General features: G+C 52.5%; 21 protein-coding genes. 15 read left to right on the top strand and 6 right to left on the bottom strand.

The window, feature by feature from the left end; translation table 11 throughout:
- Positions 1–142 precede the first annotated feature (142 nt).
- The 3 genes from VHA_RS02245 (at position 143) to metF (ending at position 4886) form a co-directional block, all read left to right on the top strand.
- Entirely contained in the window at positions 143–1309 is a 1167-nt protein-coding gene (locus VHA_RS02245) for an O-succinylhomoserine (thiol)-lyase (RefSeq protein WP_005501411.1), read from the top strand.
- Positions 1306–3750 (top strand): bifunctional aspartate kinase/homoserine dehydrogenase II, encoded by a 2445-nt coding sequence (locus VHA_RS02240; RefSeq protein WP_005501410.1) that lies wholly within the window; start codon positions 1306–1308, stop codon positions 3748–3750. Before VHA_RS02245 ends, VHA_RS02240 begins: the two co-directional genes overlap by 4 nt.
- 245 nt (positions 3751–3995) lie before the next feature.
- Positions 3996–4886, top strand: a complete 891-nt coding sequence (metF, locus tag VHA_RS02235; protein WP_005501408.1) for a methylenetetrahydrofolate reductase — start codon at positions 3996–3998, stop codon at positions 4884–4886.
- 80 nt (positions 4887–4966) lie between these two features.
- Here the strand turns inward: metF and VHA_RS02230 are convergent, their stop codons facing one another.
- Together VHA_RS02230 and ppc are read right to left on the bottom strand one after the other, a co-directional pair.
- The gene (locus tag VHA_RS02230) at positions 4967–5539 is read right to left on the bottom strand and encodes a PadR family transcriptional regulator (protein ID WP_040528029.1); all 573 of its coding nucleotides are present in this window, start codon (positions 5537–5539) and stop codon (positions 4967–4969) included.
- A gap of 352 nt (positions 5540–5891) precedes the next feature.
- The gene (gene ppc / locus VHA_RS02225) at positions 5892–8522 is read right to left on the bottom strand and encodes a phosphoenolpyruvate carboxylase (protein WP_005501404.1); all 2631 of its coding nucleotides are present in this window, start codon (positions 8520–8522) and stop codon (positions 5892–5894) included.
- A 497-nt stretch (positions 8523–9019) separates the two neighbouring features.
- Here ppc and argC point away from each other — a divergent pair, with 497 nt between their 5' ends.
- From argC to argH, 4 genes are all read left to right on the top strand, one after another.
- Positions 9020–10027, top strand: a complete 1008-nt coding sequence (argC, locus tag VHA_RS02220) for an N-acetyl-gamma-glutamyl-phosphate reductase (protein WP_005501402.1) — start codon at positions 9020–9022, stop codon at positions 10025–10027.
- 10 nt (positions 10028–10037) lie between these two features.
- On the top strand, positions 10038–10817 hold the full coding sequence (argB, locus tag VHA_RS02215) for an acetylglutamate kinase (protein ID WP_005501400.1): 780 nt from the start codon (positions 10038–10040) through the stop codon (positions 10815–10817).
- Between the two features lie 69 nt (positions 10818–10886).
- Complete coding sequence (locus VHA_RS02210; RefSeq protein WP_005501398.1) at positions 10887–12098, top strand: argininosuccinate synthase; 1212 nt, start codon at positions 10887–10889, stop codon at positions 12096–12098.
- Between the two features lie 37 nt (positions 12099–12135).
- Positions 12136–14013, top strand: a complete 1878-nt coding sequence (gene argH / locus VHA_RS02205) for an argininosuccinate lyase (protein ID WP_005501397.1) — start codon at positions 12136–12138, stop codon at positions 14011–14013.
- Positions 14014–14059: 46 nt separating this feature from the next.
- Here the strand turns inward: argH and VHA_RS02200 are convergent, their stop codons facing one another.
- The 3 genes from VHA_RS02200 to VHA_RS02190 all read right to left on the bottom strand — a co-directional run bounded on the left by VHA_RS02200 (position 14060) and on the right by VHA_RS02190 (position 16731).
- Entirely contained in the window at positions 14060–14305 is a 246-nt protein-coding gene (locus VHA_RS02200; protein WP_040528028.1) for a DUF3624 domain-containing protein, read from the bottom strand.
- 162 nt (positions 14306–14467) lie between these two features.
- Positions 14468–15919: a dihydrolipoyl dehydrogenase gene (locus VHA_RS02195; protein ID WP_005501393.1), complete on the bottom strand. Its 1452-nt coding sequence runs from the start codon at positions 15917–15919 to the stop codon at positions 14468–14470.
- An 80-nt stretch (positions 15920–15999) separates the two neighbouring features.
- The gene (locus VHA_RS02190) at positions 16000–16731 is read right to left on the bottom strand and encodes a glutathione peroxidase (protein ID WP_005501386.1); all 732 of its coding nucleotides are present in this window, start codon (positions 16729–16731) and stop codon (positions 16000–16002) included.
- A 144-nt stretch (positions 16732–16875) separates the two neighbouring features.
- Between VHA_RS02190 and oxyR the strand changes: the two genes are divergently transcribed.
- Positions 16876–17781 (top strand): DNA-binding transcriptional regulator OxyR, encoded by a 906-nt coding sequence (oxyR, locus tag VHA_RS02185; protein WP_005501383.1) that lies wholly within the window; start codon positions 16876–16878, stop codon positions 17779–17781.
- Positions 17782–17834: 53 nt separating this feature from the next.
- On the opposite strand, the gene VHA_RS02180 is transcribed toward oxyR, so the two are convergent.
- Entirely contained in the window at positions 17835–20345 is a 2511-nt protein-coding gene (locus VHA_RS02180) for a penicillin-binding protein 1A (protein WP_040528025.1), read from the bottom strand.
- 146 nt (positions 20346–20491) lie between these two features.
- Here VHA_RS02180 and pilM point away from each other — a divergent pair, with 146 nt between their 5' ends.
- The 7 genes from pilM (at position 20492) to aroB (ending at position 26744) form a co-directional block, all read left to right on the top strand.
- The gene (pilM, locus tag VHA_RS02175) at positions 20492–21427 is read left to right on the top strand and encodes a type IV pilus biogenesis protein PilM (RefSeq protein ID WP_040528023.1); all 936 of its coding nucleotides are present in this window, start codon (positions 20492–20494) and stop codon (positions 21425–21427) included.
- On the top strand, positions 21417–22007 hold the full coding sequence (locus tag VHA_RS02170; RefSeq protein ID WP_040528021.1) for a PilN domain-containing protein: 591 nt from the start codon (positions 21417–21419) through the stop codon (positions 22005–22007). The genes pilM and VHA_RS02170 overlap by 11 nt, the downstream gene beginning before the upstream one ends.
- Positions 21997–22590 (top strand): type IV pilus inner membrane component PilO, encoded by a 594-nt coding sequence (locus tag VHA_RS02165; protein WP_005501375.1) that lies wholly within the window; start codon positions 21997–21999, stop codon positions 22588–22590. Before VHA_RS02170 ends, VHA_RS02165 begins: the two co-directional genes overlap by 11 nt.
- Positions 22587–23117 carry a pilus assembly protein PilP gene (locus VHA_RS02160; RefSeq protein WP_005501373.1) on the top strand — a complete coding sequence of 177 codons (531 nt, stop codon included), beginning with the start codon at positions 22587–22589 and terminating at the stop codon, positions 23115–23117. Before VHA_RS02165 ends, VHA_RS02160 begins: the two co-directional genes overlap by 4 nt.
- Entirely contained in the window at positions 23114–24850 is a 1737-nt protein-coding gene (locus VHA_RS02155) for a type IV pilus secretin PilQ (protein WP_005501371.1), read from the top strand. The genes VHA_RS02160 and VHA_RS02155 overlap by 4 nt, the downstream gene beginning before the upstream one ends.
- 283 nt (positions 24851–25133) lie before the next feature.
- Positions 25134–25652 (top strand): shikimate kinase AroK, encoded by a 519-nt coding sequence (gene aroK / locus VHA_RS02150; RefSeq protein ID WP_040528019.1) that lies wholly within the window; start codon positions 25134–25136, stop codon positions 25650–25652.
- Positions 25653–25667: 15 nt separating this feature from the next.
- Positions 25668–26744 carry a 3-dehydroquinate synthase gene (aroB, locus tag VHA_RS02145; protein ID WP_005501358.1) on the top strand — a complete coding sequence of 359 codons (1077 nt, stop codon included), beginning with the start codon at positions 25668–25670 and terminating at the stop codon, positions 26742–26744.
- The last annotated feature ends 12 nt before the right edge of the window (positions 26745–26756 follow it).

Here is a 26756-nt window from a genome sequence, read left to right as displayed (position 1 = left end):
CCGCTACAAGTAAAGACATATAGACGTCTAGAAGTGTTGACGTCTTAGTCTTGAATGGTTAAGGTTGACCAAATACCCATCAGATCACGTTTTGATCTGTGAATGCGCTGAGTTCGATCATCCATAGACAGGGAAGCACGCCATGAGCGACAAGAAGTCCGCAACCATTGCCGTCCGCACCGGTATCACCACAGATTCGCAGCACCACGCCGTTGTGCCTCCGATTTATCTGTCGACCAACTACGAATTTCCGGAATTTGGCACTGTGCCAACCTATGATTACGCCCGTGGTGGTAATCCAACACGATCCCTGCTGGAAACGGCATTGGCAGAACTGGAAAACGGCGCGGGGGCAGTGGTGACCAACTGCGGCATGTCTGCCATCAACCTGCTGCTTTCCCTGTTGTCACCGGATGATCTGATCATTGCGCCGCACGATTGCTATGGCGGCACATACCGGCTGCTTGACTCCCGCGCCCGCATGGGGGCATTCAAGGTCGAGTTTGTTGACCAGACCAACCCCGAAGTGCTGGCAGCGGCATTGGCACAGCAGCCAAAGCTGGTATGGCTGGAGACCCCATCTAATCCGTTGCTCCGGGTAGTAGATATCGCCGCCATTTGTGAAAAAGCCCACGACGTAGGAGCCTGGGTGGGGGTAGATAACACCTTCCTGTCACCGGTACTGCAACAGCCCCTGAACCTGGGAGCAGACTTTGTTGTGCACTCGACCACCAAATTTATCAATGGACATTCTGACACGGTAGGCGGCGTGGTGGTCGCCAAAGATGCCGGGCTGTATGACGATCTGAAATGGTGGGGAAACTGTATCGGGGCGACCGGCAATGCGTTTGACAGTTATATGACGTTGCGTGGCCTTCGTACGTTAGGCGCACGCATGCGCCAGCATGAGGAAAACAGCACAGCTGTGCTGGACTACCTGAAACAGGAGCCTCTGGTGAATACCATCTACCATCCGGCGCTGCCCACCCACCCGGGACATGAGATTGCGAAGAAACAACAATCAGGTTTTGGTGGAATGTTGAGCTTTGAGCTTAAAGGTGGCGAAAGTGAGCTGAAACTTTTCCTTTCGTCACTTAAGCTGTTCACGTTGGCCGAATCATTGGGCGGTGTAGAGAGTCTGGTGACCCATCCCGGCTCCATGACACACCGGGCCATGTCGGACGACGCACAGGCAGAAGCGGGCCTTGCAGCTACCTTGCTTCGCCTGTCAGTCGGTCTGGAAGACAAGGCCGATCTCGTCGCCGACCTGAAACAAGCATTCGATAAAGTAAGAGAGAACCAGCAATGAGCGCGGTTGAAGTTGTATCCCCTCAGCAGTCGCAGACCCGTCAGTTACACAAGTTTGGTGGCAGCAGCCTTGCCGATCCAGATTGCTTTCGCCGCGTTGCCCGTATCCTGACGCAATACAGTGGTGAGACCGATATCATCGTGGTGTCAGCCGCAGGTAAAACCACCAACCGGTTAATTGAATGGCTGACCTTATTGGGTAAAGACGGCCGTCTGGCCCATGAAGCATTGCATAGCCTGCGCAAATATCAGCAGGATTTGATTGAAAACCTGATTGAAGGCGAACAAAAACAGGTGCTGGTTGATGCCCTGTATCAGGATTTCAGTGTGCTGGCACAAGCGGCAGAAAACCCGCTGTCTAGCGCACAGCGCGCCTGGGCGCAGGGGTTTGGTGAAGTCTGGTCAGCGCGCCTGTTATCGGCATTGTTGACTCAGCTTGGCATGCCAGCAGTGAAGCTCGATTCCCGGACGTTCCTGCGCGCAGAACGTGCCGCGCAGCCGGAAGTCGATCGGGCAAGCTCCTGGCCGTTGTTAAAAGAACAACTTGTCCAGCACACCAAACGCCGTATCGTGATCACCGGTTTTATGGCGCAAAACACTGCCGGTGAAACCGTTCTGCTGGGACGAAATGGCTCAGATTACTCTGCCACCATTATTGGTGCACTGGCGGATGTCAGCCGCGTAACCATCTGGAGTGATGTTGCCGGTGTCTACAGTGCTGACCCACGCATTGTCGGTGACGCCTGCTTGCTGCCACTGCTGCGCCTTGACGAAGCGGCAGAGTTGGCGCGTCTGGCTGCGCCGGTTTTGCACACCCGCACCTTGCAACCGGTGGCACAAAGCAGCATTGATTTGAACCTGCGTTGCAGTTACGAGCCGGAATCTGGCTCCACCCGTATTGAACGCGTGCTGGCATCAGGCCGCGGCGCCAAAATCATTACATCGCTCGGCGATGTGTGTCTGCTGCAACTGGATGTGCCACGTGCTCACGATTTTATGGCCGCGCAACGTGATATTGAACGCTTACTGGCCCGTCACCAAACCCAGCCTCTGGCAGCCTGTTTCAGTGCAGACCAACACCGCATTCAACTGGCGTACACCGCCGAAGTGGTAAACAGCGTGCTGGAGCAGTTGCAGGATGCCGGTATTCCCGCCGATATCCGGCTGCGCGAAGGGTATAGCATGGTGGCGGCTGTCGGTGCAGGGGTTACCGCAAACCCGGTCCATTGCCATGGTTTTTACCAGCAGCTTCGCAGCCAGCCGATTGAATTTATTTCTGAATCCGCCAGCGGTCTCAGCATCGCCGCCATTTTGCGTAAGACCAACACGGCGGCACTGGTATCTGATATTCACCGCGCCCTGTTTCAGGCGCAGCGCCGTATTGGCTTGGTACTGCTTGGCAAGGGCAATATCGGCAGCCGCTGGCTCAGCCTGTTTGCCGAGCAGAAGGCTGCACTGGAAAAGCGCCATGGCATGAATTTTGAGCTGATTTCGGTGCTGGACAGTGACAACCAGTGGGTTGATTTTGATGGTATCGATGCTGACATCGTGATGTCCCGCTTTGATGAGGTGGCAACACCTTATGAGGGCAATGAGTGGCTGGCGGCACTGCTGAACCACCCTTACGATGACATTGTGGTGTTAGACGTCACTGCCAGTGCACCGATTTCGCTGCAATACCTGGATCTGGCCGAGCACGGGTATCACCTGATCTCTGCCAATAAAGTGGCAGGCTCAGCCAGTGGTGAGTTGTATCACCAGGTGCAGGATGCCTTTACCAAAACCGGCCGATTCTGGCTCTACAACGCGACCGTCGGTGCGGGATTACCGGTCAATCATGCCGTGCGTGACTTGCGGGAAAGTGGTGACCAAATCATTGCGATTTCCGGTATTTTTTCCGGCACATTGTCCTGGCTGTTCCAGCAGTTCAATGGCGAAGTTAAATTCAGTGAGTTGTTGGAACAGGCGTGGCAGCAGGGATTAACTGAACCGGATCCGCGTGAGGATCTCAGTGGTGCAGATGTGATGCGTAAACTGGTGATCCTGGCCCGTGAGTCAGGGCTGGATCTGGAGCCTGAACAGGTTCAGGTGCAGTCACTGGTGCCGGAAGCCTTGTCGACACTGTCGCTGGATGCGTTTTTGGATCAAAGTGCCCAGCTTGATGACGCACTGGAAGAGTGGCTGGCGCGTGCGAAAAAAGAACAAGGTGTGCTTCGTTACGTCGCAAGGCTTTCCCGCGATGGCAAGGCACGGGTAGGTATCGAGGTGTTGCCGGAAGAGCATCCGCTGGCCAACCTCTTGCCCTGCGATAATATCTTTGCGATTGAAAGCCAGTGGTATCGTGAAAACCCGCTGGTGATCCGCGGACCGGGCGCTGGACGTGATGTGACAGCAGGGGCGCTGCTCTCTGACTTGAATCGCATCGCATCCTTGCTGAAATAATCACATCCTTACAGTAGAAAGCGGAGCGGGGTCTCCGCTTTTTCGTCTCCTGAAAACAGGTATCCGCTATCTTTTAACGATAATGGCGTAAGCATGAGAGACGTAGATGATGATCATGAATAAAATTCACGTGAAGTCGGTTGACTTTAAATTGTTCGCAATTCAATATCTAGACATATAGACGTCTAAATGGATGTCGATTTAAAAGGATTGTCCGGCAGAACATGCCGGGGTAGGGAGACGTTATGGGATACTCACACGCCAGCCATCTGGATGCACTGAATCAAAACCTTTCTGATTTGAACGGCGACATCAATGTGTCGTTTGAATTTTTCCCGCCAAGCTCAGAGGCGATGGAGCAAACACTTTGGGCATCGGTACAACGTCTGAAAACCCTGAAACCCAAATTTGTGTCTGTCACATACGGTGCAAACTCCGGCGAGCGCGACCGCACCCACGGCATCGTTAAAAGCATCAAGCAGGAAACCGGTATTGAGGCCGCCCCCCACTTGACCTGCATTGATGCAAGCCGTGACGAGCTGCGTGACATTGCCCGTGATTACTGGAACAGTGGTATCCGCCACATTGTGGCATTACGTGGTGATTTGCCTGAGAAAAGCCAGAAACCGGATATGTATGCCGCTGATCTGGTTGAGCTTTTAAAAGGTGAAGCGGACTTTGATATTTCCGTAGCCGCTTATCCAGAAGTCCATCCGGAAGCCAAGAGTGCGCAGGCCGATCTTATTAATCTCAAACGGAAGGTGGATGCCGGCGCCAACCGTGCGATCACCCAGTTCTTTTTTGATGTCGAGAGCTACCTGCGTTTTCGTGACCGCTGCGCAGCAGCAGGGATCGATGTTGAGATCATTCCGGGCATTCTGCCAGTATCTAACTTTAAGCAGGCATCAAAGTTTGCCAACATGACCAATGTGCGCATCCCGGCCTGGATGCACAAGCAATACGACGGCCTGGAAGACGACCCGGTTACCCGCCAGATGGTTGGGGCAAGCAATGCGATCGATATGGTTCGCGTTCTCAGCCGTGAAGGGGTGAAGGATTTTCACTTCTATACCCTAAACCGTGCAGAGTTGACTTACGCGCTTTGCCATACACTGGGTGTGCGTCCCACGGTTTAACGGCAAAAGGTCAACAGCCTGAACACCAGAAACAAAAAACCGTCGTCGTATTGCGACGGTTTTTGCTTTAGGAACCCCTTTTACTGCGCAGCGACTTTCTTGCTTATCGACATGGTTTCCATGGCGTTAAGCTCAAACAGAACTTCTTCTGCCCAGGTCAGCCATGCCTCTTTGCGAAGAATGTTGCGGCGCAGGGTCAGCCTTTCCAAGCGACCTTCCCGGGTTAGCTGGGCAGTATCCGCATAATGGCTGCGTTCCATATCCCGAAACTGACTCAGTTGGAGGCGGCTTTGATCCATCAGTGCGTGCATGTGTTCGATCATGGGTGCGGGGTCGAAAATGCTGCAGGTCAATAATTTTGCCGACACTTCATCGCGTTCAGTGGGGTGTTTGGCAGGCATCAGGAGCCATTCATAAAGGCTCTGTCTGCCAATGTCCGTGATGGAGTAGACCTTTCTGTCAGGTTTACCATCTTGCGGCTCCAGTCGGCAACTCACGGCGCCCATGTCGGCGAGTTTGTTGAGTTCACGATAGACCTGCTGATGGCTGGCTTTCCAGAAGTGCCCGATAGCGTTAGAAAACTCTTTGGTTATATCGTAACCAGTTGCGTCACGGTGGCTGAGCACCGTGAGTATTACATGCGGTAATGACATCTCTTCTATCCAAAATCTTAAAAGGCGATCCATAACCCTGGGATGTCGCTCTGTGGCGAATTTATTTGTTCCACTACATGGGCGGATCGACACGTTTTTCGTTGTCATACACACAGCACTTCTTGCCAACAATGCACCGAACAATGCGGTGCGAAAAACGTGCTGAATGAATACACTTAAACGATTATTTATACTTCGGTGTTTTGCCTATACCTTTGTCATGACAACATTAAGAACAGGCAAGAAAACATATTAATAACATTATCAATGCAACAACAAACGAAAAAGACGTCCAAAAAATAAAAAAGGCTGCAACATGGCAGCCTTTCTTATAAATGATACATTTTTCTCATTATCCGGTATTTCGCATCCCTGCTGCGATACCTGCAATGGTCACCATCAGTGCCTCATCAAGTTCCGTATTTCCCTCATTTGTGGCACGAGTCCGGCACAAAAGTTCGGCTTGCAGCATGTTGAGAGGTTCAACATAAATATTTCGCAGGCGGATAGATTCGGCCCCCCAGGGGTTTTGTTCCATCAGGTGGGCGTTATTTTCAACCATCAGTACAGCTTTGATGTCTTCCGCCAGGCGCTTACGCAGCTCTTTGCCCAGCGTCCACAGTGATGGGTCCACCAGTTTCTCGTCATAATACCGGGAGATGGATGGGCTGGTTTTAGTAAAGACCATTTCCAACATGCCCAGACGGGTCGAGAAAAACGGCCATTCACGGCACATTTCTTCCAGGGACTTCAGGTGACCTTTGTCGATAGAGAACTGGATGGCCTGACCGGCACCCAGCCAAGCAGGTAATAACAGGCGGTTCTGGCTCCAGGCAAAAATCCATGGGATCGCACGCAGGCTCTCGACGCCGCCATTCGGGTTGCGTTTAGAGGGGCGCGACCCAAGAGGCAGTTTACCCAGCTCCAGCTCTGGCGTGGCAGCACGGAAATAGGGCACGAAATCTTTGTGACCACGCACGACATCCCGGTATGCTTCGCAGGAGACTTCACTCAGGGTTTCCATCAGATCGCGCCATTCCTGCTTCGGTTCTGGTGGTGGCAGCAAATTGGCTTCCAAAATCGCGCTGGCATAAAGATTCAGGCTCTGAATCGCTACATCCGGCAGACCCAGTTTGAAGCGGATCATTTCGCCTTGTTCGGTCACACGCAGGCCGCCTTTCAGGCTGCGTGGTGGCTGGGACAGGAGAGCTGCATGTGCCGGTGCACCGCCACGGCCAATAGAGCCGCCACGGCCATGGAACAGTACCAGGTCAACACCGGCGCTTTCGCAAAGTTCAACCAGTTGCTCCATGGCTTTATATTGTGCCCAGCCTGCCGCCATTACTCCGGCATCTTTGGCGGAATCCGAATAACCAATCATCACCATCTGGAAGTTCTGGATAAATCCGCGGTACCAGTCGATGCTTAACAGCTGTTTGATCACGGATTTGGCATTATTTAAATCGTCCAGGGTTTCAAACAGCGGGCACACATCCATGCGGAACGGGCAACCTGCTTCTTTCAGTAACAGGTGAACGGCCAGCACGTCAGAGGCAGTACGCGCCATGGAGATCACATAGGCCCCCAGAGCTTCCCGTGGCTGCTGTGCCACAATGCGGCAGGTATCGAGTACTTCCTGCACCTCGTCAGACGGCTCCCAGTCACGTGGAAGCAGGGGACGTTTCGAGCTCAGCTCGCGGATAAGGAAAGCCTGTTTGTCCTGCTCGCTCCACTGGCTGTAGTCGCCCATACCGAGTGTGCGGGTGACTTCAGACAGCACATCAGCGTGACGGGTGCTTTCCTGGCGGATATCCAGCTTGATGAGGTTCACCCCAAAGGTGCGGATACGGCGCAGGGTATCGAGCAACAGGCCGTCTGCGATGATGCCCATGCCACATTCATGCAGCGATTGGTAACAGGCGTGCAATGGCGTCCAGAGTTGGTCGATATGGGTCAGGATATCTTTTTCATCACTGCGGCGGCCATGGATTTTCTCGTCCAGGTATTTCAGTGTGTTGGTTAGCGTCTGGCGCAGCGATTTAAGGATCGCACGGTACGGTTCGTGCTGGTCACCGGCCATTGCCCGAACCACATCATTACAACGGGTCATGGATAGCTCGCTAATCAACTCCTGGATGTCACCAAGGTAAAGGTCGGCGGCTTTCCAGCGTGACAGCAGCAGGACTTCATGGGTGACATCGGCGGTGACAAACGGGTTACCGTCGCGGTCGCCGCCCATCCAACTTGAAATTTGGATAGGGGAAGCGTCTACGCCAAGGCCTCGACCCAGGTGGTTTTTCATCTTCTGGTCAAACTGGCGCAGGAACTCTGGTACCGCTTGCCAAAGGCTGTTTTCAATCACCGCATATCCCCACTTGGCTTCATCCAGCGGGGTGGGGCGTTGTTTGCGGATCACATCAGAGTGCCAGGCTTGGGCAATCAATTGTTCGAGGCGGAGCTCGGTTTTAGCTCGTTCGCCCGAAGAGAGATCGCCCAGCTCAAGCTTCGACAGACATTTATTGATCTGGACCAGTTTATGAATAGTAGTACGGCGCGCGATTTCGGTCGGGTGGGCAGTCAGTACAAGCTCAATTTTCAGATCGTCAACCGCGTTGTCACGCTCGTTGTCTGACACGTCTGCGTGTTTCAGGCGTATAAACAGATCGTCAAGGGTATCTGGGTTGCACACCTGCTCTGCACAGTGGCGCGAAACGGAATGGTATTGCTCTGCGATGTTGGTGAGATTAAGAAACTGGCTGAACGCACGTGCTACCGGCAGTAACTGGTCGTTTGGCAGGTTTTGCAGTACATCGATCAACTTTGCGTGATCTTCTTTATTGCCTGCGGAAGCCGATTTAGACAGTTGGCGGATTTCTTCTACCTTGGCCAGCAATGCTTCGCCATGGGCATCTTTAATGGTATTGCCCAACAGGTGTCCGAGCATGCTGACGTTGCTTTTCAGGGCGTCGTACTTTTCATTCATAAGGCTTCCATTTCGTAACTTTGTTACATCCTAGTTGCAATCCTAATGGCCCAATCTAGCCAATGAGTGGCATCGAGGTCAATTATTCCCGGCACTATTTTGCTGCTTTTTTACCTATCCCTTAACCAGACAAAAAGTATGGAAAGGATTGTAACAAAATTACATGCAAACAACCGGATCGATGAGAAAGCCGCTGCCCGTCGCAGAGCGGTGATATTATTTTAAACAGGGTGTTGACATCAGTCAGTTATAACGTTAAAAATCACATATAAATTCACTTTGATAGAATAAACAATCATAACTCGCCAGAAATTAGCTCATGGAAGCAGCGAAAAGGTACGATGCTAAAAAGGTACGATACGAATATGGATAGGTTCACGATCCCCACTCTCCAGCGACGACGCCGACGTTAAACCACGTTGGGCATCCTTGCCCCTCCCGCAGCTGAGCGAGCTGAATGTGTCATCATTCAACCCAAAAAATTAAACGGATTTTTCATGCTAAAGACAGTGATCGTTGGTGCCAGTGGCTACACCGGTGCCGAACTGACCAAAATGGTATTCCTTCACCCTGAGCTTGCATTGTCAGGTCTGTATGTGTCTGAAAACAGTGCCGATGCGCACAAAGCCATCAGCGAGTTGCATGGTACGTTAAAAGGCTTGGTTGATCTGCCACTGCAACCTTTAAACGATATTGCGGCAGTCGCGGACGAGGCCGATGTGGTGTTGCTGGCTACAGCGCACGAAGTCAGCCATGACATTGCGCCGCTGTTTCTGGCTGCGGGGTGTAAAGTTTTTGATTTATCGGGTGCATTCCGTGTCCAGTCTGACAGCTTTTATACCGATTACTACGGCTTTACCCACCAGCACGGCGACTGGCTGGAAAAAGCCGTTTACGGTCTTGCAGAGTGGAACAGTGACGCCATTGCCACGGCAGATCTGGTTGCAGTGCCCGGTTGCTACCCGACCGCGTCCCAGCTGGCGTTGAAACCACTGCTCGATGCTGGGCTTGTCGATACCCGGCAGTGGCCAGTGATCAATGCTGTCAGCGGTGTGTCTGGGGCTGGCCGCAAAGCGTCGATGACCAACAGTTTTTGCGAAGTGGGTCTGCATGCTTACGGGGTGTTTACCCACCGTCACCAACCTGAAATTTCAACCCACCTTGGCTGTGAGGTGATTTTCACGCCGCATCTGGGGAACTTTAAGCGCGGGATCCTTGCCACCATCACGGTGAAACTGGCAGACGGCGTCAGTGAAACACAGGTGACGGAAGCGCTTGAAAATGCCTATCAAAACCAGCCTTTGGTGCGCCCGCTGGGGGCTGGTCAAAGTGCCAAACTTCAGTCAGTACAGAACACAGGCTTTTGCGATATTGGCTGGTCAGTCAAAGGGCAGCACCTGATCCTGACCTCTGCGATTGATAACCTGCTCAAAGGGGCTGCGAGTCAGGCGATGCAATGCATAAACATTCGGTTTGGCTTCTCGCCGATGACGGCGATTGTTTAGGAGAGCGGCAATGAGTTTACGTCCATTGGTAGTGAAACTGGGTGGTGCGGCCCTGTCCTGTACAGAAACGCTGGATAAGCTTTTCGCGGCTATTAACCAATATCAGACAGCGGCGCACCGTGAACTGGTGATTGTCCATGGCGGGGGCTATCTGGTGGATGATCTGATGAAAGCGCTGAACCTCAAGGTAGAGAAAAAGCAGGGTTTGCGTGTCACCCCAAAAGATCACATCAATGTGGTGGCCGGCGCACTGGCCGGTACTGCAAATAAGTTACTTCAGGGTGAAGCGATTAAATGCGGCATAAACGCCGTGGGGCTGAGTCTGGCCGACGGTGGCCTTTGCCAGGTGACCCAACTTGACCCTGAACTGGGGAATGTTGGCAAGGCAACACCCGGTGATTCCACTGTGCTGCAAGCCATTCTTGCCGCAGGTGCGGTGCCCATCATCAGCTCTATCGGCATTGATGCAGAAGGCGAACTGATGAATGTCAATGCCGATCAGGCTGCCGTTGCCGTTGCGGCGGCGCTGGATGCTGAGCTGGTTTTGTTGTCAGATGTCAGCGGTGTACTCAATGGCAAAGGCAAGCTGATGCCGACGCTGGATGAGAAATCCGCAGGCGAATTAATTGAAAGCGGCGTGATCACCGACGGCATGATCGTCAAAGTGAAAGCGGCGTTTGAGGCGGCAAACGCACTGGGTCGTCCTATCCAGATCGCGAGCTGGCGTTATCCCGATAAACTGGCTGACCTGTTTGGCGGCCGCAATATCGGCACCTGTTTCACGGTTTAATCAACACAGAGTTTATTAGTCGTTACCGCCTGTACTGACCGTCAGAGCGGTCAACAAGGAGAAGTTAAAATGAGCGATATCAAAAAGGTAGTACTTGCATACTCTGGCGGTCTGGATACGTCTGCGATCATTCCATGGCTGAAAGAAAACTATGACTGTGAAGTGGTGGCCTTCGTTGCCGATGTGGGTCAGGGCGAAGAAGAGCTGGTCGGCATTGAAGAGAAAGCCATCGCATCCGGCGCATCAGCGTGCTACATCGCTGATCTGAAAGAAGAGATGGTTGCCGACTACATTTACCCAAGCCTGAAAACCGGCGCCGTTTATGAAGGTAAATACCTGCTGGGCACGTCTATGGCGCGTCCTATCATCGCCAAAGCGCAGGTGGAATGTGCACTGGAAGTGGGTGCAGATGCACTGTGTCACGGTTGTACCGGTAAAGGTAATGATCAGGTACGTTTTGAAAGTGCGTTTGCCGCACTGGCACCCCAACTGAAAGTGATAGCCCCCTGGCGTGAGTGGAACCTGCGTTCACGTGAAGCCCTGCTGGATTATCTGGCGGAGCGTAACATTCCCTGTACGGCAAGCCTTGAGAAAATCTACAGCCGTGATGCCAATGCCTGGCATATTTCCACCGAAGGTGGGGTACTGGAAGATACCTGGAATGCGCCAAACGATCTGTGCTGGGTATGGACGGTTGACCCTGAGCAGGCACCGGACCAACCGGAAACAGTGTCCCTACTGGTGGAAAAAGGCGAAGTGGTTGCGGTGGACGGCGAGCGGATGAGTCCGTATCAGGTGCTGACGACACTCAACGAAAAAGGGGCGCGTCATGGCGTTGGCCGTATCGACATCGTTGAAAACCGTCTGGTTGGCATGAAATCCCGCGGCTGCTATGAAACCCCGGGGGGCACTATCATGATGGAAGCCTTGCGTGGCGTTGAGCAGTTGGTGCTGGATAAAGACTGCTTCGAATATCGCGAAGAAATTGGCCTGAAAGCGTCGCACCTGATCTACGATGGACGTTGGTTCACCCCGCTGTGTAAGGCATTGTTGGCCGCTGCTGAGTCACTGGCAGAGCCTGTGAGTGGTGAAGTGGTAGTGAAACTGTATAAAGGACAGGCTACAGTAGTGCAGAAGCGCTCGCTCAACAGCCTGTATTCAGAAGAATTCGCCACATTTGGTGAAGATGACGTATACGATCACAGCCATGCTGGTGGCTTTATCCGCCTCTACTCGCTGTCGAGCCGCATTCGTGCGCTGAACGAAAAGAAACATAAATAGACAGCTGGAAGCAACCGGGTTTTAAGGAGAAGTCAATATGGCGCTATGGGGCGGAAGATTTAGTCAGGCAGCAGACATGCGGTTCAAGCAGTTCAACGATTCGTTGCGTTTTGACTATCGCCTCGCGGAGCAGGACATCGTCGGGTCGATTGCCTGGTCAAAGGCACTGCGTTCAGTGGGTGTGTTGTCTGAGATGGAGCAACAACGCCTTGAGCTGGCGCTGAACGAAATCAAGCTGGCGGTAATGGAAGACCCCGAGCAAATCCTGCGCTCGGATGCGGAAGACATTCACAGCTGGGTGGAGCAGCAACTGATTGCCAAAGTCGGCGATCTGGGTAAAAAGCTGCACACCGGTCGTTCCCGGAATGATCAGGTCGCGACTGACCTTAAGCTTTGGTGTCGGCAGCAGGGTCAGCAACTTCTCCTTGCCCTCGATAAACTGCAAAACCAGTTGGTGAAAGTGGCGGCAGAAAACCAGAACACGGTGCTGCCGGGCTATACCCATCTTCAACGTGCCCAGCCAGTCACCTTTGCCCACTGGTGTCTGGCTTACGTAGAGATGTTTGAACGTGACTACTCGCGCCTCAATGATGCCCTGAACCGTCTGGATACCTGCCCGCTGGGTTCTGGCGCCTTGGCAGGCACAGCGTATCCCATTGACCGTGAAGCCTTAGCCCATAGCCTGGGCTTTCGCCGTGCGACCCGCAACAGTCTGGATTCGGTCTCTGACCGTGACCACGTGATGGAGCTGATGTCGGTGGCGTCGGTGTCTATGTTGCACCTGTCGCGTATGGCGGAAGACCTTATTTTCTACAACTCGGGTGAGTCCAACTTTGTTGAGCTGGCGGATGCCGTAACGTCGGGCTCTTCGCTGATGCCACAGAAGAAAAACCCGGATGCGCTGGAGCTTATCCGGGGTAAAACCGGCCGTGTCTATGGCGCGATGTCTGCGATGATGATGACAGTGAAAGCGCTGCCACTTGCGTACAACAAAGACATGCAGGAAGACAAGGAAGGGCTGTTTGACGCACTCGACACCTGGTTTGATTGCATTGAGATGGCAGCGCTTTGTTTTGATGGCATCAAAATCAACAAAGAACGTACGCTGGAAGCGGCAATGCAGGGGTATTCCAACGCCACTGAGCTGGCGGATTATCTGGTTGCCAAGGGCATACCATTCCGTGAGGCCCACCATATTGTCGGTGTTGCTGTGGTCGCGGCGATTGAAAAAGGCTGCGCGCTGGAAGAGCTCTCCCTTGAGGAGATGAAGCAGTTCTCGCCAGTGATCGATGACGATGTGTATCCTGTCCTGACGATAGATTCCTGCCTTGAGAAGCGTTGTGCGCTGGGTGGGGTGGCACCGAATCAGGTGGAATACGCCATCAGCCAGGCAGAGAAGCGTCTTGAAAAACGCTACTCGCCCAGCGTCAAAGTGCGCGGTGCACGCCTGACCGACCTTGATGCGATTGAAGGCATGGTGGCCTACTGGGCAGGGCTGGGTGAAAACCTGCCGCGTGAGCGCAATGAACTGGTGCGCGATATTGGCTCCTTTGCGGTCGCGGAACATCAGGGGGAAGTGACCGGCTGTGCCTCACTGTATGTTTATGACTCCGGGCTTGCGGAAGTGCGTTCGTTGGGGGTGGAGGCCGGTTGGCAGCATCAGGGACAGGGCAGTGCGATTGTGCAGCATCTGCTGAAAAAAGCCGATAGTATGGCGATCAAGAAAGTGTTCGTGTTAACACGGGTGCCGGAGTTTTTTATGCGACTGGGTTTTATTCCAACCTCTAAATCCCTGTTACCTGAGAAGGTGATGAAAGATTGCGAGCTTTGTCCGCGCCTGCATGCCTGTGATGAAGTGGCACTGGAGTTTACATTCGATCAGGACAGACTGATTGCCAAAGCCAATGTGGCGTAAAGGGATGTGGTTACTCGGATTCAAAAACCGGCTCAGGCCGGTTTTTTTACATCTTGGATTTGTCCCTGCGAAACGGGGCAAGTATCAGGTGCAACGTCAGCAGCAGGGCGCTGGCACCGGCGCCAAACAGCAAAGCGATCGATTCAATCGAGGTTGGGGTGTCACGGAAGCCGACAAACCAAATTGGCCACAGAACCAGGTTCATTACAGCAAGCTGGATCATGCAGCGCTTACAGCGTCCGAGCTTGGCACGAATCGTTAACGAGGCATCTTGGCAGAAACGGCAACTCATGGATAACTGGCCTAAATTTATCAACAGGTTGCAGCCTACAAAGAAAAAAGCCCTCCGTCAAAGGAGGGCAAAGCACAAACTCTTGGGGGAGTTTTGTGAACGTGCAAGTTATGCAAGTAAGGGGATGACTTTGCTCAGGTTTCTGGTTGTCGCTTGAGTCTTTTAACAGCCAGGACCGCAATCCAGGCAATGTTTAATCATTTCAGGACCTAAGTGCAGTTTGGCATTCAGGTCTCGCAGGGCAGTACGGACACCTTCTTCAATCACAGGGTGATAGAAAGGCATATCCAGCATCTGCGAAATGGTCATCTGGTTCTGGTGTGCCCAGGCCAACAGGTGTGCGAGGTGCTCCGCATTCGGGCCTATCATCTCTGCACCAAGGAAACGGCCAGTGCCTTGTTCGCCGTAAACGTGTAGCACGCCTTTGTTGCGCAGCATCACCCGTGAGCGGCCCTGATTTTCAAATGACACCACACCGGTTTCAAAACAGCCACATTTACCGAGGCGTTCAGTGATTTCCTTGTAGGTTTCTCCCACCATGGCGATTTGCGGGTCGGAGAACACGGCAGCGATTTTGCTGCGGCGCAACCCGGCACGGATATCCGGGAAACGACCTGCGTTGTCACCAGCAATACGACCCTGATCCGCCGCTTCGTGCAGCAGAGGGATTTGGTTGCTGGCATCCCCGGCGATGAAAATCGTCGGCACGCTGGTTTGCATGGTGTAGGGGTCAGCCGTTGGCACACCTCGCGCATCCAGTACCATGCCGGTGTTTTCGATATCCAGCTTGTCGATGTTTGGGCGACGACCGGTAGCTGCCAGCACATAGTCGACCTGAATCTGTTGTTGCTTGCCTTGTTTGTCGAGGTAGCGGATATGAACCTTATCGCCTTCGCGCACCATCTCTTCGATGTTGGCGTCAGCGTCGAGATAAAACTCTTCGTTAAACGCGTTGTTGGCATAGGCCATTACCGCTGGGTCTGTCAGTGGGCCCACCTGACCGCCGACCCCGAATACGTTCACTTTCACGCCAAGGCGGTGCAGTGACTGGCCAAGCTCAAGGCCGATGACGCCCGGGCCAAAAACAGCGACAGATTCTGGCAGGTCATCCCACTCAAACACGTCGTCGTTGACGACCAGGCGATCGCCCAGCTCGTTCCAGGGGGCAGGCCAGGTTGGACGTGAGCCAGTCGCGATCACGATGCGTTTCGCTTCAATGCGGGTGTGGTCATCGACCAACAGCGTGTTGTCATTGACGAATTTTGCGTAACCGGCAATTTTGTCTTCTGCGGGGATCTCGTCGACACCTTCAAGAACAAAGCCAACGAAGCGGTCACGCTCGCGCTTGACGCGATCCATCACTTCCCGGCCGTTGATGTTGATGTCACCTTGAGGATGTATTCCAAAACCCGGCGCTTTCTTAATGTGGTGCACTGCTTCTGCGGCGGCAATCAGCAGTTTGGATGGCATACATCCCACGCGTGCACAGGTGGTGCCGTAAGGGCCGCCTTCAATGATCACAACACTGTCGGTATGGGCTTTGGCTGCACGGTATGCACCAAGGCCTGCCGTGCCTCCACCGATAATGGCAACATCTACATTCAAGGTGTTCATGTTTTTCTCCGGGTCATTCCAGTGATAAGCGTTAATGTCGTTTTGAAAAGGCAGGGCAGCTTGCGCTGCCCCTGTCGGTGTTATGCGAAGTACGCTTCCAGCTCGTCGCTGCCACCGATATGTTTACCGCCAATGAATACCTGAGGCACGGTTGCACGGCCGCTGACTGCACGCAGGCTCACCGTGGTCGCATCTTGACCCAGCACAATTTCTTCAAATTGTAGCTTGTTGTCGATAAGCAGTTGTTTTGCCTTGGCACAGAAAGGACAACCTGGTTTGCTGAATACCGTAATTGATTCTTGCAGCTTATGATCCGGTGCGATGTAGTTCAGCATAGTGTCGGCGTCAGACACCTTAAACGGGTCGCCTGGCTCGTTAGGTTCAATGAACATCTTTTCGATCACGCCGTCTTTTACCAGCATGCTGTAACGCCATGAACGCTCACCGAAACCTAGGTCATCTTTGGCAACGGCCATTCCCATGCCGCGGGTGAATGCTGCGTTGCCGTCTGGGATGAAGGTGATGTTGTCTGCTTTTTGATCGGCTTTCCATGCGTTCATCACAAATGTATCGTTCACAGAGATACAAAGAATGTCGTCAACACCCTGTTCTTTAAACACCGGATACAGCTCGTTATAGCGTGGCAGGTGTGTTGAGGAACATGTTGGGGTGAAAGCACCTGGCAAGCTGAATACCACTACCGTTTTACCGGCAAACAGCTCGTCGGTCGTCACGTTTACCCATTGATCACCCTGGCGGGTTGGGAATGTCACGCTTGGTACTTTTTGGCCTTCTTTGTTCATAAACTCCATTGTATTACCTTTTAAATATGTTTTATTTCAATTTGTTAGCCCGGATTTCCCGGTTGATGTGTGTATATTAGGGGGAAAGGGGTGGATAGTTCTAATTGATTGGGTTTATCATTTTAATAAGTGAAAACTATCAAGAGGTGTGGTGTGAATATTCGCGATCTCGAATACCTGGTAGCGCTGTCTGAGCACCAGCATTTCAGAAAAGCAGCGGAAGCCTGTTTTGTTAGCCAGCCAACATTAAGCGGCCAAATCCGCAAATTGGAGGATGAGCTGGGTGTGGTATTGCTGGAACGTACCAGCCGCAAAGTGCTGTTTACGGATGCGGGGATGCAACTGGTTCGCCAGGCGCAGAAGATCCTGATGGAAGTCAGGGTGCTTGAAGAGATGGCAAGTCAGCAGGGGGAGGAGATGGCCGGTCCACTGCATGTGGGTTTTATTCCAACGGTTGGCCCTTATTTGTTGCCACACATCGTGCCTGTTGTAAAAAAAGCATTCCCGGAGCTTGAGCTTTTCCTGCATGAGGCCCAGACCCAACAATTGGTACAGCAGTTGGATGAAGGGAGGTTGGATTGCATCATTCTGGCGTCAGTGAAAGAGACAGAACACTTCAAGGAAATCCCGCTTTATCTTGAACCTATGTTGCTGGCGTTGCCTGAAGGCCATAAATGGGTCAATGAGAAAGAAGTGCCAATGCCCAATCTGCAGGGAGAGACGTTACTGATGTTGGCTGATGGTCATTGCCTTCGCGATCAGGCGATGGGGTTTTGCTTTGCCGCCGGTGCCAAGGAAGACGCACGTTTTCGTGCAACCAGTCTGGAAACCCTGAGAAACATGGTTGCAGCACAAACCGGTATCACCTTGCTGCCGAAATTGTCTGTGCCGGAGAGTATGCATCGTGATGGTGTTGTGTATGTCAAAGCGGTTGATCCTGAGCCACAGCGGCTGGTCATTTTAGCTTACCGCCCGGGTTCACCGCTGCGCGCCCGCTATGAGAAGCTGGCTGGTGTGATCTCTGAGACCATGACCGGAGTTTGCAATCCGGTCAGCTAAAACAGAGACAACAAAGGCGCCGGTTGGCGCCTTTGTTGTCTTTGATGAAAGCGTTAGAACAGCTCCTCACCTTCTGATTCATAAATATTGCCGTTGGTGGCAGCAGAAGACACGTACTCGGTCGGCTCGGTGCCTTTCTCGAAGTACTCAAACAGCGAGCTGCTGTCATTGCTGCGGGTCAGCAGGCCGGTGTCACGGTCGATGCGCACTTTCACAATATCTGACGGGATCACCTTACGTTGCTCCGGGACGTCAACCAGGGCATCGACCATAAAGTCTATCCAGGCGGGCTGGGCCGTCTTTGCGCCGGCTTCCGCACCGGAAACCTGAGTATTGTCCAGATTTGCGTTGTGTGAGGTGCGTCCAAGTGTCCGTGAGTGGTCGTCAAAGCCAACCCAGACGGTGGCCACCAGCCCCGGTGCAAAACCGCTGTACCAGGCATCTTTTGAATCATTGGTGGTACCGGTTTTGCCGCCAATATCACGTCGGTTCAGTGGCTTTTGGGCGCGCCAGCCAGTGCCGTTCCAACCTGTTCCCTGCGCCCAGTCACCACCGCCCCAGATGTTGGCTTCCAGCATCTCACGCACCAGAAAAGCGTTTTGCTCGCTGATCACCTGGGGGGCATATGCCGGTTCGTTTTCCATTGCTGCCGTTTGCTCAAGCAGGTTTTCTTCTTCCATCAGGTTGTCAGCGTCTAGCTGGGAGCGCATGTTGCCACAGTTTTCATGGCAGATGGATTGTGGTTTGGCCGTAAACAGCAATTCACCAAACGGATCTTCCACCTTGCTGATATAGTAAGGTTTGAGGTAGTAGCCGCCATTGGCGAACACACTGAAGCCCTGCGCCACTTCCATTGGTGTCAGGCTGCCTGCCCCGAGCGCCAGTGTTTCAGAGCGTGGCAGGTCGTCATGTTTAAAGCCAAAGCGGGTCAGGAAGTCAATGGTTTCATCCAGACCTACTTTACGTAGCACGCGAACGGCCATGACGTTTTTTGACTGAGCCAGACCGATGCGAACGCGGGTTGGACCGCTATACGTCGGTGGCGAGTTTTTCGGACGCCATGCAGTCCCCTGACTGGAGTCCCATTTGTTGATGGGGGCATCGTTAATCAGGGTGGCCAGCGTCATGCCCTGATCCAAGGCTGCGGAATAAATGAATGGCTTAATAGCCGAACCAACCTGGCGTACGGATTGGGTGGCGCGGTTAAACTTGCTGTGGACAAAGTTAAAGCCACCAACCAGTGCCTTGATAGCGCCGTTTTCCGGCGACATCGCAACCATGGCAGTGTTTGCATCCGGTACCTGACTTAAATGCCATTCGTTACCCACCTGGCGAACCCATATTTGTTCACCGGCAGTCAGGATGTCGGCTGCCTGTTTTGGTGCTGTGCCCTGGCGGTTATCCGTTTTGTAACGGCGTGCCCACTTCAGGCCATTCCAAGGCAGGGTAACCGTTTCCCCGCTTTGCATTATCACTTGTGCGGTTTTACCTGCCACTGCCATCACGACGGCTGGGTTGAGCCAGCCATACGTCGGTTGTTTATTCAGGTGTTCTGCAATCTTTTCTGCATCCCAGGGGGCCGTACCAGCCTTCCAAAGGGTAGCGACAGCGCCGCGGTAGCCATGGCGCTCGTCATATGCCAGCAGGTTGTTTAACGCAGCGTTTTCCGCAGCCTGTTGCAGGCGTGAGTCAACCGTAGTGTAGATTTTGATGCCTGACTCGTAGACATCTTCACCGTATTTTTCTACAGCCCAGGCGCGTGCCATCTCTGCAATATAGGGCGCGTCGATTTCGATTTCTGCGCCGTGGTAGCGGGCGATAATCGGCTCATTTCTCGCCTGTTCATATTCAGAGCGGGTAATGTAACTTTCATCGAGCATACGCTTCAGCACCACGTTGCGGCGATGGGTTGCACGTTCCAATGAATAAATTGGGTTCATGGTTGAGGGGGCTTTGGGCATACCGGCCAGGGTCGCGATTTCACTCAGAGTCAGATCATTGAGGTCTTTGCCGAAATAAACCCGCGCTGCTGCGCCAAAACCATAAGAACGGTAACCCAGGAAAATCTTGTTAACGTACAGCTCCATGATTTCCTGCTTGGTCAGCAGTTGCTCGATGTGGATAGCGATAAAAATCTCTTTGATTTTACGCATGATCTTCTTCTCGTTGGAAAGGAAGAAGTTACGTGCCAGCTGCTGGGTAATCGTACTCGCTCCCTGCTTGGCACTGCCGGACATTGCCACCACGATAGCCGCACGGGTAATACCGATAGGGTCAATACCTGGGTGATCGTAGAAACGACTGTCCTCGGTGGCGATAAGCGCATCAATGAGATCCTGTGGGATGTCTTTATAAATGACTGGGATACGGCGTTTTTCACCAAACTGGGAAATCAGTTTACCGTCGGCGCTGTATACCTGCATCGGGGTTTGCAGTTCAACATCCTTGAGGGTGGCAACATCTGGCAATTCCGGTTTTACATAGAGATAAAACCCAAAAATTGTACCCACTCCAAGTAATATGCAAATTATTGCAAGAATAAGCAGTCGCTTAATGAACTTCACTTGATATTTCCCGTAAGTTTTCAGTCGAGTCGTTCAAACCAATAGTGTCCGTAGTATAAAGAGAACTGAGCAAAAAATAACGAATCTGCTGAGAGAACTTTCAAAAAAGTTACTTGATGCTGACTTTTTAGAAGGTGGCATTTCAAATGTTTGGTAGTACTTCGGCTATGGGAATCGATGTCGGCACGCAATGCGTGAGGGCAGCCATGATCCAGAAACGCGGGAAGACGTTAAGGCTGCAGGCACTCGTTGTTGCTTCCCGTCACAGTATGTCCCTTGAGGAAGCCCTCAACACTGTAAAAAAACAGCTGCGTAAAGCTTGCAGGGCTCCCTGGCAATGGCCTGTCCGGCAAATCATGGGGGTGGCACAAAGCAATGTGGCCACCAAACGTTTTCCTACCTCGCCGGATATTACGGAAAATGAGCAATATGTGCAGGTTGGCCTGCAACTCAGTGAAAGCCTGGGATTGCCGATGGACGACCTGCTGTACGACTACCGCCCTCTGCCGGGCAGCGATGGGGTAGAGGCCTATGCCTGCCGTAAGCCAATGCTCAAAGAGATCTTGTCCGCACTCGATGCGGTCGGCTACAAGCTGACAGTGATCGAACTGCAAACCCATGCCCTGATGCGTCTGTATAACCAGCATCAGCGTTTTCAGCCTGATAACGGGTTGTCACTGATGGTAGATGTAGGCACTGAACGCCTGCAAATCTGTCTGGACGATAACAAGGGCGGGCACTTCTACCGTGAAATTCCTGTACCGGTTGACGTGGAGGAACACGGTGATGGCGACAGGACACCGTATACCCAACAGCTGGCCGAGACGGTCCAGCGCCAGTACCAGCTCGCTGCTACCCAGCTCCAGGGGGCCCGGATTTCTACTGTGTGGCTATCGGGCGATAGGGCAAAAAAGCTGGATGTATTTGCGCTGGAGGAGGCGCTTGGCTGGAAAGTCCGGGCGCTGAACCCCTTGCAGGGATTGAGCTATTCCCCCTCACTGGTTGAACGTTTGGACGAGCCCGCTGCAGCTTGGTCGACGTCGATTGGACTGGCGCTCAGGGGGGTGATGGATGGGCTCTAGTATCAACCTCCTTCCCTGGCGAGAGATGCTGCGCCAGGCGACGCGCCGGCGCTTTTTCAACAAAGCTGTCTTTGGGCTTGTACTGGTCAGCCTGTTAGTGGTCGCTGGGCGTTGGGTGGTGTATCACCAGCTGACACAGCAAGAGGCAAGGAATGCCCGTTTGCAGCAGGAAATTGACCAGTTGAACACTTCCCTGAGGGAATTTGCTAAGCGCGAAGTCGAACGCGATGAACTCCAACGTCGCCTTACTCTGGTGAACTCACTGCAAAAGCAGCGTAATAATGCCACCTTACTGTTTAACCTCCTGCCTCAGGTTATCCCAGATGGTGTGGTACTGGACAAGGTTTCTATGACGGTGGGCTCCGTCATGATTGAAGGCCGTAGTCGGGACAATGCTAAACTCGCCAGCCTGTTAGCGCTGCTTGAGTCAAATGCAGGCGTTGAACACGTCCAGATCCATTCGATCATCAACAATGCAGGAAGCCCGTCACGGGTCGCAAAAAATTTCCGGGCAACCTTCTACTTGTCTGATTACGTGACGTTGGAATTGCCTGAGGAGGATAACAACAATGGCCGCTGATTGGCGCGATTGGGAGGTCGATGAGATCCCCGAGTGGCCGGAGACGGCACAAAACATCCTCCTGATAGCCTTGGCGACGGTCCTGTTGTTGATGGCGTTTTTTTTCGTGGTGTTGCCCGCGACGCAGGACGTGGAGCTTGCCAGACAGGAAGAAAATCTGTTACGAACTCAGTTTCGCATCAAAGCTGAACAGGTTGCTGCCTTGCCAGATGTGGATGAGCAGGTTGAAGAACTCCAGCGTTTTTATAGCGATTTAACGAAGCAGTTACCGGGTGAAGATGAACTTGCTCTGTTGCTGGCTGGCATCAACGATACGGGCCTGCAATACAACCTCAGCTTTGAAAAACTGAACTGGAAGACAGGAAAGCATGTGGGTTGGTTGTATCAGGTGCCCTTGGATATCGAATTGACCGGTGTGTATGCCAGCATGGGGCAGTTTTCTGCGGCGATTGCGAGGTTGCCGAGGATTGTTGCTTTGCAGGGCTTCACGCTCTCCCGCGAAAGTGAACAGAGAGAAAAACTGCGCTTTTCTGTTACCGCCCATACCTACCGTTATGAAAACCAGCCGGAGGCGACACCATGAGAGTGATTTTCATGGCTGCTGGCACCCTGTTGCTGACTGCCTGTATGTCTGACGGAAGAAACGACGACCTGGAACGTTTTATCGTCAAAACCTACGCATCGGCAAAAGTCACGGCGACCCCTTTGCCGCCAGAGCCGACATATTTCCCGGTTCCTTTCTCTCCGGGCGTGGATACCGACCCCTTTGTCCTACCGTCCGCCACAGAAGAAGAGAAGCTGGTGAAAGGGGACTGCTGGCAGCCGGATGGCTTACCGCTAAAAGATCCTCTAGAGAGTTATGAGCTGTCTTCACTCGAATTCAAAGGTGTTATCGGTTTGCCTGGCAGCTATTGGGCACTGGTTGCTGCGCCGGACGATACCATCCATCGGGTGGGGCTTGGACGGGTATTAGGGAACAACCGTGGACGGGTCGACAGCATCAGTCAACACACGTTATCAATTACAGAACACCTTCCTGACGGTTTGGGTTGCTGGCAGGTTCGCAACGTCAGATTGGCACTGAATAACAATCAAAAGGGTAAGCAATGAAAAGCCTGAGGAAAGGATGCCAACGCCAGAAGCTGGCCATGGCCGGATGGGTAGCTGCAGCTATCTTTGCCGCACCATGGGCACTGGCGGAGAACCAATTGCAACAAATTGATGTCACAGATGGGGAAAACGGTAAAACCCTGTTAACCCTGACGTTAGAAGACAAGTCGGTAGTGACCAATTTTAATAAAACGGACACTGGCCTTGCTATCAGCCTTAAAGGCACGTCGGTAGAGGATAACCTCGTTGGTGTCAGAAGCCTCAGGGATGTCGGGAAAGGCACAAAAAACCTGGCGGTTAAACCCATAGAAGACGATGTTGAGCTGTTAGTTACCACATCCGGTCACTTTGGCTATGACTATTACCAGACCAACAACGTCCTGACGGTAGAAGTTTTTCCCTACGCCTCTTTACCATCCAGCAGGAATACCAGCCCGAAAAAAGGCAAACGTAATAAGAATATTTCCATTAATTTCCAGGATATCCCTGTCCGTTCTGTACTGCAGATGGTCGCCGAACACAATGGCTTTAATCTGGTGGTCTCCGACACCGTTCAGGGCAGCCTGACACTGCGCCTTGATGATGTGCCCTGGCAAAAAGCCCTGGATACTATTCTCAATGTGAAAGGACTGGATAAACGCCAGACGGGTAACATCTTGTTGGTGGCCCCTAAAATCGAGCTTGATGAGCAAGAGCGTCTGGTTCTGGAAAAACGCCGTCAGGCACGAGAGCTTGCGTCGCTGCGCTCGGAAGTTATCCAGATTAAGTATGCCAATGCGGTTGACCTTAAAGAGATGCTGGGTGGCAGTGATGCCGAAGAGGGGGGGATCAGCCTGCTGTCAGAGCGCGGCAGTATCGCCGTTGACCCACGGACTAACTCGCTGGTGATCAAAGACCTGTCTGACAATATCGAGGTGGTGAAATCGCTGATTGATTCCCTGGATATTCCGGTCGATCAGGTAGAAATTGAAGCGCGCATTGTAACAGTGGATGAAGGCACACTGGATGAAATTGGGGTGCGTTGGGGATTGAACAGCCAAAATGGTAATTTCACCATGGGTGGGTCAATTGAAGGTAACTGGCAGCACTCAGATCGAATTGACGTTGGTGCGGACAATGAACCTGATGAGCTGATGCTGGATGACCTTTTGAATGTGAACTTAGGGGCTATTAGTCCGAATGCCACCAGTATCGCATTTTCTGTCGCCAATCTTGGTAAGGACCTGCTGCTGGATTTAGAGCTTTCTGCGCTACAAGCGGAATCACGTGCTGAGATTATTTCCAGCCCCCGCCTCCTGACCACCAACAAGCGCCCAGCCTACATTGAGCAGGGCACTGAGCTGCCGTACCTGGAAGCCTCTTCCAGTGGCGCGGCGGCAGTGTCATTCAAAAAAGCGGTATTGAGCCTGTCGGTGACACCGCAAATCACCCCGGACAATAAGCTGGTGCTGGATCTTCAGGTAACCCAGGATAAACCCGCGGGCACGGTAAAAGCCGGAACCGGTGAGGCAATGGCCATCAATACCCAACGCATCGGTACCCAGGTGCTGGTCAATGACGGAGAAACGGTGGTACTCGGTGGTATCTATCAACATGAAATGATGGAAGGCGTCGATAAGATCCCGTTATTGGGGGATATTCCCGGGCTGGGGCAGCTCTTTAGACGAAACTATGAAACCACTGGCAAACGGGAACTGCTCATCTTTGTTACTCCGAGAGTAATGACTCAATAACTTTAATTTTATCATTGTCTTACATGAGCTCATGGGCACATGATAAGGAGGGGCAGAAGGTCACAAAAAGTGTGAACTTCTGCCTTTTTATATGCCTTTCTGCCAGTAACCGGGAATTTAAAGCATCCACGAAACGTATTTTAAGTTGCCAAATGCCCAGTCGACCTGAGATAATTTTTGGTCTGATCACGAATTATCTGTGAGGAATTTGGCGCCTCAGGCTTTCGATTAACAAGCCTGTGGGCGATGTTGTTTTCATTTAACCGCGCGTAAACTGCTTAAAATGGCTGAAAAACGAAATATCTTTCTTGTAGGTCCAATGGGGGCTGGCAAAAGCACAATTGGTCGACACCTGGCACAACAACTACACATGGAATTTTACGATTCTGACACTGTGATCGAAGAACGCACAGGGGCAGACATTGCATGGGTTTTTGATGTTGAAGGTGAAGAGGGATTCCGCGTTCGCGAAGAGAACGTCATCAACGACCTGACTGAAAAACAAGGTATCGTTCTGGCAACCGGCGGTGGCTCAATCAAGAGTAAAGAGAGCCGTAACCGTCTGTCTGCCCGTGGTATTGTGGTTTACCTGGAAACCACCATTGAGAAACAACTGGCACGTACGCAGCGCGACAAAAAACGTCCACTGCTGCAAACTGAGCAACCGCGTGAAGTGCTGGAAGCGCTGGCGGCTGAGCGCAACCCACTGTACGAAGAAATTGCGGACTATGTGGTGCGTACTGACGACCAAAGCGCCAAAGTGGTGGCAAACCAAATCATCGAACTGTTGGAAAATCATTAATCAACAAGGGATTCCATGGAAAGGATCGACGTAAGCTTAGGCGACAGAAGTTACCCCATTTCAATTGGTGCCGGATTGCTCGCCAATCCTGGTTTATTTTCTGACGCGCTGGGACGTCGCGTGGTGGTGGTTACTAATGACACCATCGCGCCGCTTTATGCGGACTTGCTTATGGAAACCCTGCGCAACGCTGGCGGTGAGCCAGCGTTGCTGGCACTTCCTGATGGCGAGCAGTATAAAACCCTCGACACCTTCAATACTATCAACACCTTCCTGCTAGAGGGGAATTACGGCCGTGACGTGCTGATTGTTGCCCTGGGTGGGGGAGTGATTGGCGATGTGGTTGGTTTTGCGGCTGCCTGCTATCAACGTGGTGTGGACTTTATTCAGGTGCCTACCACCTTACTTTCCCAAGTAGACTCTTCTGTCGGGGGTAAAACCGCCGTTAACCATCCGCTGGGCAAGAACATGATTGGGGCGTTTTATCAGCCCAAAGCGGTAGTGATAGACATTGACGTGATGAAAACCTTGCCCCAGCGCGAGTTTGCTGCCGGGATGGCTGAAGTCATCAAATACGGCATTATCGCCGATCATGATTTTTTTGTTTGGCTGGAACAAAACTATCAACGACTTAATACACTGGATGCCGATGCATTGGTGTACGCCATTAAACGCTGTTGCCAGATCAAGGCTGATGTGGTGGCGAAAGACGAAAAAGAATCCGGTATCCGTGCCCTGCTCAACCTCGGACACACGTTTGGTCATGCGATTGAAGCTGAAATGGGATACGGAAACTGGTTGCATGGTGAGGCAGTCTCTGCTGGCACCGTTATGGCTGCGGTGACAGCGGCTCACCAACAATTGCTGACACCAGAAGATGTTAGCCGTATCACTTCCTTACTTGAAAAAGCCAATCTCCCCGTGAAAGCACCCACCTCCATGGGCTATGATGCCTTTATTAAACACATGAAACGCGATAAAAAAGTGCTTTCCGGGCAACTGCGCTTCGTGCTGCCTACCGCCATTGGTTCAGCCGAAGTCGTTGCAAATGTAACCCCTGAAACGCTTGCTGAGGTCATTAAGACACACTAAGCGGGTTTGTAT

The sequence above is a fragment of the Grimontia hollisae CIP 101886 genome, assembly GCF_000176515.1.
Classification (GTDB): Bacteria; Pseudomonadota; Gammaproteobacteria; order Enterobacterales; family Vibrionaceae; genus Enterovibrio; species Enterovibrio hollisae.
This window is presented reverse-complemented; position numbering and strand designations above follow the sequence as displayed.

Excerpts from the sequence above, each read along its gene's own strand:
- argC (WP_005501402.1), top strand. The coding sequence starts at position 9,020 with ATGCTAAAGACAGTGATCGTTGGTGCCAGTGGCTACACCGGTGCCGAA.
- VHA_RS02165 (WP_005501375.1), top strand. The coding sequence starts at position 21,997 with ATGGCCGCTGATTGGCGCGATTGGGAGGTCGATGAGATCCCCGAGTGG.
- VHA_RS02240 (WP_005501410.1), top strand. The coding sequence starts at position 1,306 with ATGAGCGCGGTTGAAGTTGTATCCCCTCAGCAGTCGCAGACCCGTCAG.
- VHA_RS02200 (WP_040528028.1), bottom strand. The coding sequence starts at position 14,305 with ATGAGTTGCCGTTTCTGCCAAGATGCCTCGTTAACGATTCGTGCCAAG.
- ppc (WP_005501404.1), bottom strand. The coding sequence starts at position 8,522 with ATGAATGAAAAGTACGACGCCCTGAAAAGCAACGTCAGCATGCTCGGA.
- VHA_RS02160 (WP_005501373.1), top strand. The coding sequence starts at position 22,587 with ATGAGAGTGATTTTCATGGCTGCTGGCACCCTGTTGCTGACTGCCTGT.
- VHA_RS02195 (WP_005501393.1), bottom strand. The coding sequence starts at position 15,919 with ATGAACACCTTGAATGTAGATGTTGCCATTATCGGTGGAGGCACGGCA.
- VHA_RS02170 (WP_040528021.1), top strand. The coding sequence starts at position 21,417 with ATGGGCTCTAGTATCAACCTCCTTCCCTGGCGAGAGATGCTGCGCCAG.
- VHA_RS02230 (WP_040528029.1), bottom strand. The coding sequence starts at position 5,539 with ATGTCATTACCGCATGTAATACTCACGGTGCTCAGCCACCGTGACGCA.
- argB (WP_005501400.1), top strand. The coding sequence starts at position 10,038 with ATGAGTTTACGTCCATTGGTAGTGAAACTGGGTGGTGCGGCCCTGTCC.
- argH (WP_005501397.1), top strand. The coding sequence starts at position 12,136 with ATGGCGCTATGGGGCGGAAGATTTAGTCAGGCAGCAGACATGCGGTTC.
- VHA_RS02190 (WP_005501386.1), bottom strand. The coding sequence starts at position 16,731 with ATGGAGTTTATGAACAAAGAAGGCCAAAAAGTACCAAGCGTGACATTC.
- VHA_RS02245 (WP_005501411.1), top strand. The coding sequence starts at position 143 with ATGAGCGACAAGAAGTCCGCAACCATTGCCGTCCGCACCGGTATCACC.
- VHA_RS02155 (WP_005501371.1), top strand. The coding sequence starts at position 23,114 with ATGAAAAGCCTGAGGAAAGGATGCCAACGCCAGAAGCTGGCCATGGCC.
- pilM (WP_040528023.1), top strand. The coding sequence starts at position 20,492 with ATGTTTGGTAGTACTTCGGCTATGGGAATCGATGTCGGCACGCAATGC.
- metF (WP_005501408.1), top strand. The coding sequence starts at position 3,996 with ATGGGATACTCACACGCCAGCCATCTGGATGCACTGAATCAAAACCTT.
- aroK (WP_040528019.1), top strand. The coding sequence starts at position 25,134 with ATGGCTGAAAAACGAAATATCTTTCTTGTAGGTCCAATGGGGGCTGGC.
- VHA_RS02210 (WP_005501398.1), top strand. The coding sequence starts at position 10,887 with ATGAGCGATATCAAAAAGGTAGTACTTGCATACTCTGGCGGTCTGGAT.
- aroB (WP_005501358.1), top strand. The coding sequence starts at position 25,668 with ATGGAAAGGATCGACGTAAGCTTAGGCGACAGAAGTTACCCCATTTCA.